The 10961-nt window shown below is 54.5% G+C and carries 5 protein-coding genes; 2 read left to right on the forward strand and 3 right to left on the reverse strand.

Going from position 1 to position 10961, the window contains the following annotated elements; genetic code table 11:
• Positions 1–83 precede the first annotated feature (83 nt).
• From WKK33_RS01050 to pnp, 3 genes are all read right to left on the reverse strand, one after another.
• Entirely contained in the window at positions 84–1634 is a 1551-nt protein-coding gene (locus WKK33_RS01050; protein ID WP_337932089.1) for a hypothetical protein, read from the reverse strand.
• 54 nt (positions 1635–1688) lie between these two features.
• Positions 1689–3647 carry a DUF6057 family protein gene (locus tag WKK33_RS01055; protein WP_337932090.1) on the reverse strand — a complete coding sequence of 653 codons (1959 nt, stop codon included), beginning with the start codon at positions 3645–3647 and terminating at the stop codon, positions 1689–1691.
• A 417-nt stretch (positions 3648–4064) separates the two neighbouring features.
• On the reverse strand, positions 4065–6323 hold the full coding sequence (pnp, locus tag WKK33_RS01060) for a polyribonucleotide nucleotidyltransferase (protein WP_337468916.1): 2259 nt from the start codon (positions 6321–6323) through the stop codon (positions 4065–4067).
• A 220-nt stretch (positions 6324–6543) separates the two neighbouring features.
• Between pnp and WKK33_RS01065 the strand changes: the two genes are divergently transcribed.
• Both WKK33_RS01065 and WKK33_RS01070 read left to right on the forward strand, forming a co-directional pair.
• On the forward strand, positions 6544–7899 hold the full coding sequence (locus tag WKK33_RS01065) for a hypothetical protein (RefSeq protein WP_337932091.1): 1356 nt from the start codon (positions 6544–6546) through the stop codon (positions 7897–7899).
• An 11-nt stretch (positions 7900–7910) separates the two neighbouring features.
• A complete protein-coding gene (locus WKK33_RS01070) occupies positions 7911–10478 on the forward strand; it encodes a M60 family metallopeptidase (RefSeq protein ID WP_337932092.1) in 2568 nt (855 codons plus the stop codon).
• Positions 10479–10961 lie beyond the last annotated feature (483 nt).

The following is a 10961-nucleotide window of genomic DNA, read 5'->3' on the forward strand; positions in this document are numbered from 1 at the left end:
GGCTCGGGGCAAGTGGCGGCCAAGGGTCTACCGCTTGCGTGAAGCACGCCTTCGAGGGTTTTTAACCCAAATGATTCTGTGTATTATTTGTCTGACGCGGAACGGAACGTCACGGGCGTGACGTTGTCGTTCTTCAGCACATCGAAGATGTCTTGGGGCTTGGTTGTCACCGGACCGCGCATGAAGATGGTTACGTTGTAGCTCTTCATGAACTGGTGGAAGAAGTCGGGATCGCGCTGCGGCACCACAAAAGCCTTAGAGGGCTTGCCGTCTTTGTCGATGTGGGCGATGTAGGGACGGGTGTAGACGCCATCGTCGCGGCGGGTTGAGAAGATGATCCAGCGACCGTTGGACGACCACTCATGGTAGCTCTCCACATTGTTGGAGTTGGCCGCCGTGAGCGGACGACTCTCAAGAGTGGTGAGGTCGGTGACCCAAAGGTCAGCGTCGCGGTGCCAGATATGGAAGCACCCCCATCCGCCCAAGCTATAAAGCAGGAATCGGCCATCGGGCGACACACGAGGGAACGTGGCGCTCTTGCCCATCCCGGCGGCGTCGAACACCATCTCGCGAGAACCGAACGTGCGTGTCTTCTCGTCGAAAGGCAGGCGGTAAATGCTATATTTTATTTCCTTGGCACGGGCAATGGCCTCCTTGTCGTGGTCCACCGTGTCGCGGTATTCGAAATGGGCGCTCGAATAATAAAGGTATTTGCCATCGGGCGACCAGCAGGGGAACACCTCAAACTCGTTGGGATCGTTGAGAATGGTCGACACCTCGTTCTTGTCGGGATCGAAGAGGATGAGGTCGCTCTGCGAGTCGAGCACCTCAATCTTGTTGATGTCGCGCGTATGGAAACTCTGCATGGTCTTGTTGGTGGAATAGGCCAAGAGCTTCAGCGTAGGGTGCCAAGCGGGATAAACACCGGCCGAAAGGATGCTGTCGCTCTTCATGTTCACCTTCTGCATCTTGCCATCATACTCGATGAACGTACCGCCATGGTACTGGCGAGCATGGAACTGATAGCGGTCGGGGTTGTAGTTTTGTACGTTGTGGCAGTTGATACACTGCCCGTCGCTGTCGTTAGCCGCAAGCATGTTGTTGTAGATCACCGACTCGTCGAAGTTCTCCAAGCAACGCTGGTTGATGGTGAGCTCCTCGTAGGTGACGTAAGATGGTGCAATGAGGCGATAGGAAATATACGGGTCGATGCTGTCGGGACTGACGCTGATGGCGAAGGGCTTGTAGTGGGTCCACTGCCCTTGGTTCTGGGCGTAGATGTCCACGCGGATATCGTGGCCCTTGGCTGCGGCGGCCAAAGCCTTCCATTCGTCGAGGTCGGGCTGTGCCTTCAGGCCACCACAAAGGATCTCCTGGTCGCCGAAGCTATAGCGCGTAACCATGTCCTCGGCAGGTGTGGTGAGCTCCATGGTGAGCGGTGCGATGTTCACCGGCACCGTCACGTTGGTGTAGTCGGGGTAAACGGCTGGCAACTTAGCGGTCTCGCTATACTGCGCGGGCACCTCCACCTTACTGCATGAGGCGAGGAAGAGCGACAAAATGAGTAACAGTGTGAGGGCGGCGCGATGGTAAAGGCGCAAGCCCATGGGATATGTTGTCTTTCTGAGTTTCATTTCTTCAGTGTTGATGTTGTGTAAATCCATTGCGAAGTGGTCGCGTCACGAGCATCAATAGCTCTTCAGACCACGGATGAGGAAGTACTCGTAGTAGAACGTTCCGCCAAATCGGGGATAGAGCAAGGGCTTCATCTGCTCCTCGGTCATTTCGCCCATCTCCTGCGCTGCGGCCATGAAATCGTCATAGTTCTTCTTTACCTCCTCATCGAAAGGCATGTGACTGATGTCTATCTTGTTCTCCAAATGGCCATAAAGGTAGGCGGCCTCCTGGTAGTGTATGGGCATACGCTGGCCATTGTGTAGGTCGGCATACTTAGAGAACTGGGTCCAGAACACGGGTATCTGCTTCGACTGCAAGGCTGCCTGTAGGCACGCCTCCTGGTAGACGGGGTCGTTGGAGTTGTCGTTCGAGAAGTTGTTGATAAGATAAAGCTCCACAAGCGAGTTGTCGGAGGTGAGCTCATCGGGGCCGCTCAGGAAGTGGAGGATGGGCTTCATCTCCACATCGTGCTTCACAAGACTGCGATTGGTAAGGTAAGGCTCATAGTGTTCCGCATAATCCTTATAGTATTTTGTCGCCTTGAGCAGGTCGATATACTTCTTGGCCACCTTCATCTCGCCATTGAGGATGGAGCATTTGAGCATGTATTTCAGGTAGTCGACGCACCAGCCATACTCCACACCGTCCTCCAAACACCAACGGTAACAGAAGTTGAGCTTGCCGTAATGATAATAGATGAGCTTGGCACCCGTCTGCGAAAGGCGCACCTGGAACGGCGCATCAGGGGCGGCGCTGCCGTTCTTGTAGTGGTACATGTTGTCGCCGGCGGTGCCTTGGCGGAAGAGGGCGAGGTTTTTCAGCATCCACATCATGCGGGTGGGCTCCTCGTTCTCGCCAAGAGTCTGATAGGTTTGTAGCACCTTATCCCAATCGAGGTCTTCCACGGCGTGGGTCATGATGAGCTCGCGGCGGAAGTTGTTGTCCTTATACCAACCCATCCAGGCACCCACCACGAGGATAGCAAGCACGGCAATATTGCCCAAAACAACGTAGCTACGGCGCACCGTTTTGCGCCACGAACCATAGGCAAGCGCAAAGAGGGCGAGCACAAGTGTGAGCAACTCGAAGGGCAGATAATAACTATTGTGTTCGCCATAAAAAGTATAGATAGGCAGGGCGGTGGTGTAAATACCGCTCTCAGGTGTCTGACAATACACGTAACGATAGCACACGAGAGGCACAAAGATGATGGCCACAACGGCCACGATGGTGGCTACAACCTTGCTGAGGAGTTGGTCACGCAAACCATTTCCCATTCGCCAAGCCAACAAGGCCATGAGACCTGTGGCCATCAAGCCGTAGTAGCCCAGCAGGGGATAGGCCACCACTGTGCTGAGAAGCATGAACAGGTTGCGCAATTGGAAACGGCCCGAAAGGACGCGATAGAGCCAAACCAATCCGACGGCTACAGTGGTGCCGATGGTGGCGGCAAACACGTGCCCGCGAAGCTTCAGGTAGAAAATCCAGTAACCCATGTCGACCACGGTGATGAGCAGCATCACCACGGGCACCAAGAGCAGGGCCGACGCATAGGCAGGCAGGCGAAACGCTCGCTTGGTGAACCACATGAGCAACATCCACCACAGGCTGAGCAACGCGACACCAAGCCAAGGATGGTAGAAATACTGTGTGAAATAAGTGCCCAACCAAGTGAGGAAGCCTCCCGAAACCACCATCTGTTGCTCAAAGAACAGCGGGGTGTAGAGAAACAGGTTGAGCTCTTGCACTCGGAACAAGAAGTCGGAGTCGTAAGCAAGGAGGGCTACGGCAATAGCCACTAATCCCAATACGGGGAGCACCCAACCAATCACGGTGCGCATCAAGGGCGACAAGCCACTCTGCGCGACAGGTGCCGACGAGGCCGAACGGCCGTGCTGAGAGGTCGATAGGTGGGCAGCAGCGTCGTGAGCCTTGACTGATTTGTCTTTCTTTAGTTTCTTATCATTCATTTCATTCAGGTCATTTGAACCGTACAAAAGTACTAAATAAATGTGAAAAGTATGTAGATTTCAGTAAAAAACAAGTATAAGCACAAGTAAATTAGCGGGAATCAAATAATCAACAAGGCACTCCTATGGTCGCAATCCACCTAAGCAACGCATGGCGCTCGTCTGAGAGGAGCCTATATAATAAGGTGTGTTTTCTCACGTCTGGTGTGAGACGAGCCATCTCGTTATGCCCATTGCGCCAACCCTGCGAGCGACTTATCGCTTTGCTTCTTCCCAGCAAGCCACTCTCCCACCCTCCATTGCGCCAACCCAGCGGGCGGCGTAACATAAAAAGCCCGGCTGCATAACACATGCGGCCGGGCCTTATGGGTTTATGTGGTGGGCAACAAGATGTGGTGCCCATCACCTTGGGGCAACTTACTCTGCTGCCTCGTTGTTCTCCTGATGGTTGTTGTGGCGGGGCTGACGCTCACGACCGCCCTCACGGCGAGGACGACGCTCGCCACCCTCACGACGGGGACGGCGCTCACGCTCCACGTAACCCTCGGGCTTCTCCACCAACACACGGTGAGAGAGCTTGTACTTGCCAGTCTTAGGATCGATCTCAAGGAGCTTCACCTGGATGTGGTCGCCCTCCTTGATACCAGCCTCCTCAACGGTCTCCAAGCGCTTCCAAGCAATCTCAGAGATGTGGAGCAGACCCTCCTTGCCAGGCATAATCTCTACGAAGCAGCCGTAAGGCATGACGCTCTTCACAACGCCGTCGTACACCTCGCCCACCTCAGGGATGGCCACGATGGCACGAATCTTCTGGATGGCAGCGTCGATCGACTCCTTGTTGGGAGCGCTCACCTGCACGTGGCCTACGCCATCAGCCTCATCGATGGTGATGGTTGAGCCGGTATCCTCCTGCATCTGCTGGATGATCTTACCGCCAGGGCCAATCACGGCACCAATGAACTCCTTAGGAATATCGAAGGCCTCGATACGCGGAACCTGAGGCTTCATCTCAGCGCGAGGCTCAGAGATGGTCTTCATCATCTCGGCCATGATGTGCTCACGGCCAGCCTTGGCCTGCATCAGAGCGCGCTCAATAACCTCGAACGACAAGCCATCGCACTTGATATCCATCTGAGTGGCGGTCAGACCGTTCTTCGTACCAGTGGTCTTGAAGTCCATATCACCCAGGTGATCCTCGTCGCCGAGAATATCAGAAAGGATGGCGAACTTGTCCTCACCAGGGTTGTGGATGAGACCCATGGCAATACCTGCCACAGGATTCTTGATGGGCACACCGGCGTCCATCAAGGCGAGAGTACCGCCGCAGACGCTGGCCATTGATGAAGAACCGTTCGACTCGAGGATGTCGCTCACCACACGAACCGTGTAGGGGAAGTTCTCGGGGATCTGACCCTTCAGAGCACGCCATGCCAAGTGGCCGTGGCCAATCTCGCGACGGCCGGGACCGCGCTGGCTCTTTGCCTCACCTGTTGAGAAGGGAGGGAAGTTATAGTGGAGCAAGAAGCGCTGATAAGCACGTGTCACAGCACCATCAACGAGCTTCTCGTCGAGCTTTGTGCCCAGAGTAACGGTGGCCAGAGACATGGTCTCACCACGCTGGAAGTAGGCTGATCCATGAGGCATGGGCAGCGGAGACACCTCGCACCAGATGGGGCGAACCTCATCGGTCTTACGGCCGTCCATACGCAGGCCCTCGTCAAGGATGCAACGGCGCATGGCGTCGCGCATGGTGTCGCCCCAATAGCGACCTGCCTCAGCGTGCTTCTCCTCGAGCTCCTCCTCTGAGAGGTCGGTGTGGGCAGCGTCGTACTTCTCCAGGAAGTCGGCGATAGTCTTGTCGAAAGCATCGTTGCGCTCCTGCTTCGGAAGCGTCTGATGGATGATGTCGTAAGCGGGCTGGTACAACTCGGCGTGGATCTGCTTGCGCAGGTCCTCATCGTTGATCTCGTCGTTGTACTCGCGCTTCACATTTGTGCCGAGCTCCTTGGCCAGCTCATCCTGCAGGTCGCACATCGGCTTGATAGCCTCCTGGGCAGCCTTCAGAGCGCCAATTAGGTCTTGCTCCGACACCTCGCTCATCTCACCCTCAACCATCATCAAGTTGTCCTTGGTGCAACCAACCATGATATCGAGGTCGGCGTCCTTCATCTGGTCGAATGTCGGGTTGATGACATACTCGCCATTGATGCGAGCCACACGGCACTCAGAGATGGTGTGCTCAAAAGGTATGGTGGAGCAGGCCATGGCAGCAGAAGCTGCAAAGCCAGCGAGCGCATCGGGCTGATCCTTGCCGTCGCTAGAGAGCAACCAGATCTGCACGAATACCTCACAGTGGAAATCAGAGGGGAACAAGGGGCGCAAGGCACGGTCCACAAGGCGTGAGACGAGGATCTCTTCGTCGCTGGCCTTACTTTCGCGCTTGGTGAAGCCGCCAGGGAAACGGCCTGTGGCATAATACTTCTCCCTGTAGTCTACTGTCACCGGCATGAAATCGGTGCCGGGAACTGCTTCTTTGGCTGCCGTAACGGTGGCGAGCAGCACGGTGTTGTTCATGCGGAGAACAACGGCACCGTCGGCTTGCTTGGCAACCTTTCCGGTCTCAATTGAGATGGTCCTTCCATCTGGCAATTGAACGGTCTTTGTAATTACGTTCATCGAAAATCTTAAAAAAATCTTATTGTTTTGACTAACATCTAAAAAATCTGCGGACAAAGATACCTATTAAAAATGAAACTGACGAAGAAAACAATACTAAAATTTACCCAAGAAGGCGTTTTTAGTTTTTTTACGATATTTATTAGGGTAAACGTTTGCGTCAGTCTAAACTTTTTCTTACTTTTGCTCCCTGTAACTACTATCTAACTTTCACAAGCTTATGAGAAAATTTTACAAGCATCTACTGATTGGATTGCTTCTCTGTTCTGCTACGGTTACGCAAGCAGCGACAATGAGTTTCACTACCAACAAGGCAGTGGGCGAAACCTTCGCCATCGCCATGAACCCCGGACTGACGGTCACCGTCACATGGGCAAACGGAGAAAAGGAGACCTTTGTCACCGATGGATCGATGCAAACACTAACGTTGGCGTCGTCTGCGTTCACCTTGGAGACCGACACAGAAGTGACCTCTCTTTATGTTGCTGGTAACGGCCTGACAAACATGGACCTTACCAACATTAGCAGTTCGTTGAAGAAGCTCTATTGCGGCAACAACGAATTGGTAACCCTGAACCTCACTAACTTCAAGAACCTCGCTGAGATCGACGCCCAAGGCAACAAGCTGACCACCTTCAAGGTCTACGGCCCTCAGATTGTCAATGGTTCCGACAACCAGTTGGCCACATTCGCCGTCTCACAGCTTCCCCGCCTGAAGCAGGTCTATTTGGCCGACAACCAGCTGAAAGGCCTTGGCGTTAGCTCGATGACGGGAGTGGAGCAGCTCTTTTTGCAGCGCAATGCCATAAAGACGCTGAAGCTCAACAAGTGCACATCGCTCAAGGTGCTTTCGGTTTCCAACAACGACCTGACCGCCTTAGACACCAAGGGCCTGAACAACCTGACAGACATTTGGGCCGGCGACAACGAGCTCAAGCAGCTTGATGTTACATCGTGCGGCAGCCTGCAGAGCCTCGTGGTGCCCAACAGCGGCCTGACCACTGTGACTTGGAACGAGGATTGCAAGAAGACATTGTCGCTCGTCGACCTGAGCAACAACAGCCTGTTCTACAACTCTTTCCCCACCACTCGTAACAACAAGGTGCTCACCACCGCCATTCTCGCTCCCCAGAACCCCTACCCCCTGGTAGAGGAAGGATATGTTTACACCAATGAGGAGTACAACTGGGGCAACGGGAAATACGAGCCCATGTCGACCAACGGTTGGGGCCAGTCGTCAGCTCCGATGATCAGCATCATAGACAGCAACAACAACGAGCTGACCGAGAGCAAGACCGCCGAGGGTGGCGACTACAAGAACTACATTCGCCGCATCACATTCTGGGATTCAGCCTTTGGCAAGACCGTCAGCATCAAGGCCACATCGTCCTATTATCCCGATATTGTCTTGACCACCACTCCGTTCCTCGTAACCACACCTACGGGCATCAACGGTGTTACCACCGACAACAACCAGGAGAAGCCTGCAGTTTACTACAACCTCAACGGACAGCGTGTTGACAAGCCTACTCACGGCATCTACATCGCGAACGGCAAGAAAGTCATTATCCGATAAACAGAATCACCATGAACAAACATAAGATTTTTGCTACCGCCGCTGCTGTCCTTTTGTCACTGACAGCCAGTGCGCAAACCAAGCTTAATAACACCACCAACGCCGCCAAGATCATGCTTCCTGGCGACACCATCACCTTGGGCTACAACAACGACTTCGCCGTTGTGCCCATCAACGCCACTTGCGACTACACGGTCAACTCGCCCGAGACATGGGTGAAGGTGCAGAAGGACGCCAACGGCAACCTCGCCATGTTCTCAGAGTTCAACGTCAGCGGTGTAGACCGTTACGCCACCGTGACCCTGACCAGCATCGACAGCTCATACACCGCCCAGTTTGTCATCGACCAGCAGCCCAACACCATGGAGGGCGCCGCATCGAGAAGCACCGACCGAAAGATCAACATCGGCTCAGCCACCGACAACCAGCACATGGACGGCTATGGCATCGAGAATTCGTACGACAGCAACCCTAACACGTTCTACCACTCACCTTGGGGCGGCACATCGACCAAGTTCCCCGTGGTGCTCACCTATCGCCTGTCGATTCCCGGCCATGTAGACTACGCCGTCTACACTCCGCGCCAGGACGGCAACAGCAACGGTAACTGGGGCAACGTCACTATCGAGTACCAGCTGTCCGACAGCACATGGGTAACCCTTGGCAACTACAACTTCGGCCAGGTGGGAACCGACACGAAAGTGAAGTTTGGCGATGAGGGCATCGATAACATTTGCGCTGTGCGTTACACCATCTCCGACGGTGGCGCCGGCTTTGCCAGCTGCGCCGAGATGGCCTTCTACCAGCGCGACAACTCTACCACCGAGTACCTCCGCCAGTTCTTCGCCGACGACCTCTGCACCACGCTGAAGCCGGGCATCAACAAGGAGACCGCCGTTAAGATCAAGGACCAGTTTGTCAAGCGCTTGGTTTACACACTGCTCGACGGCAACTACTCTACCAAGTTCCGCGTGGGCGAGTTCCGCGCCTACAAGCCCGTATCTTCATTGCAGCAGGAGCTGAAGACCTCTCATAGCTATTGCAACCACGAGAACCCCACTGGTATCTTCGTAGAAAAGGGTGAGCGCATCGCCGTCATCGTCGAGGGCATCACCGACTACGCTGTGGGCATGAAGGTTCGCAACTTCGGTCCTACCGTGTTCGCCGAGAGCAACTACACCCTGTCGAACGGTGTGAACATCATCACCGTGAACAACAGGGGTAACATCTACGTGAACTATTACACCAACGACTATGCCAAGGCTCCGAAGGTGAAGATCCACTTCGCCATGTGCACAGAGCATGGTTACTTCGACCTCACAAAGGGCATGACCAACGAGGACTACAACGCCATCATCAACAACACCAACGGCGATTGCACCGACCTGATGGGCTACCACTGCCAGATCAACTTCCCCACTCAGACCCTGAAGCAGAACTGCAAGGATGCCGTGTGGCTCGTCAACACCTACGACAGCATCGTATCGTCTGAGTTCACCATGATGGGTCTCTACAAGTACAACCGCGTCTACGGCAACCACCAGACCGTGATCTGCGTAGCTAAGTCGGCCGGTCTCTACCACGCCAGCAACGACGGCATGTGCGTTCCTGTCAACGCGCTCAGCCAGCCTTCCTCATCTAATCCCGACTACTTCGACTACTGGGGTGCCGGCCACGAGCTGGGTCACAACAACCAGACCGACGGTGTGATTTGGATTGGTCTCACCGAGGTAACCAACAACCTCCTGGCCGCCTTCGCACAGGACCGCACCCAGGAAAGCGGCTTCCACCGCATGGAGAACGAGGGCAATGGCGACAAGGCTTACGGCTTTGTGAACAACATCATCAAGCCCAACATGATCAACCCGAACAGCACCTTCCATCAGAGCCACAACGTATGGTCGACAATGATGGCCTTCTGGGGCATCCATTGCTACACCTACGGAGCAGGCGTCGACTCAACCGCTTATCCGAGAATCTTCGAGAGAATGCGCACCATGGATCTTCCCAGCAAGAACAACGGCATCGGCCAGAACGCCGACTACACCGCCGACGGTGAGCAGCAGCTCAACTTCGTAAAGCAGGTTTGCGACATTACCAAGACCGACTACACCGACTACTTCCGTCTCTGCGGCATGATGATGCCTCACAACGAGATTATCGGCGACTACGCCAACCGTCGTCTGCAAATCACACAGGCCATGGTCGACGAGCTTCAGAGCTACATCGACAGCAAGCATTACCCGAAGGCTCCCGCCGGTTTGTACCTGATCAACATCTACAACACCAAGCCTTTCCGTGAGAAGCTCACCGTTCCCGAGGGCATCGCCGTTGGCACCGGTTGCAGCGTTGCAAGTGGCAAGATCACCATCAAGCACTCAGCATGGCCCAACGTCATCGGCTTCAAGGCTTACGACGCCAACGGCAAGCTGGTTGAGATCTACAGCTACGGTATCGGTTACGTAGGCAGCAACAAGAACTACCGTCCGTCATACACAAGCGTTACACTGGGCAGCAACGTGGCCTACATCAACGCTGTGAGCTACGATGGTAGCGAGACGCTCTGCTACAAGAAGTAATCAGCACCACAATCCTTGGGCGCTCAAGGCGCAACCCCTAATGCCCAAGGATTGACCAACCACCACGAGGGTTACCCACCATGGCGCTCGCCATTCCAAATTGGCGCACACCCCCTATCCAAGTAACCCGCGACCCATTAAACCCCAATCGGTCTTTAGACCGAAATCTAACGACCGATTGGAGTTAAATAGGGGAGGCTTTGCACCACATGGCAAAGCCTCCCCTATTGGTTTTTAACCCAAAAATCCTATGGATGCTCCATCCATCACACAATAATCCCCCCACTGGGTTAGCCCTTCTGCTGACTGTTGGTCACAATCCAAGCGCTCAGCAGCACCAAAGCCAACGACACAGGCTTGTCCCAACTCAACAGGTCCTGGCCAATGGCGATAGCCACAAACGACGCCACAATGGGTTGCAGGTTGGTATAAACCCAAATCGGTCATTAGAAAAAGTTTCTTGTCATTTTCTAATGACCGCCA

Source organism: Hallella sp. (assembly GCF_037460745.1).
GTDB lineage: Bacteria > Bacteroidota > Bacteroidia > Bacteroidales > Bacteroidaceae > Prevotella > Prevotella faecis.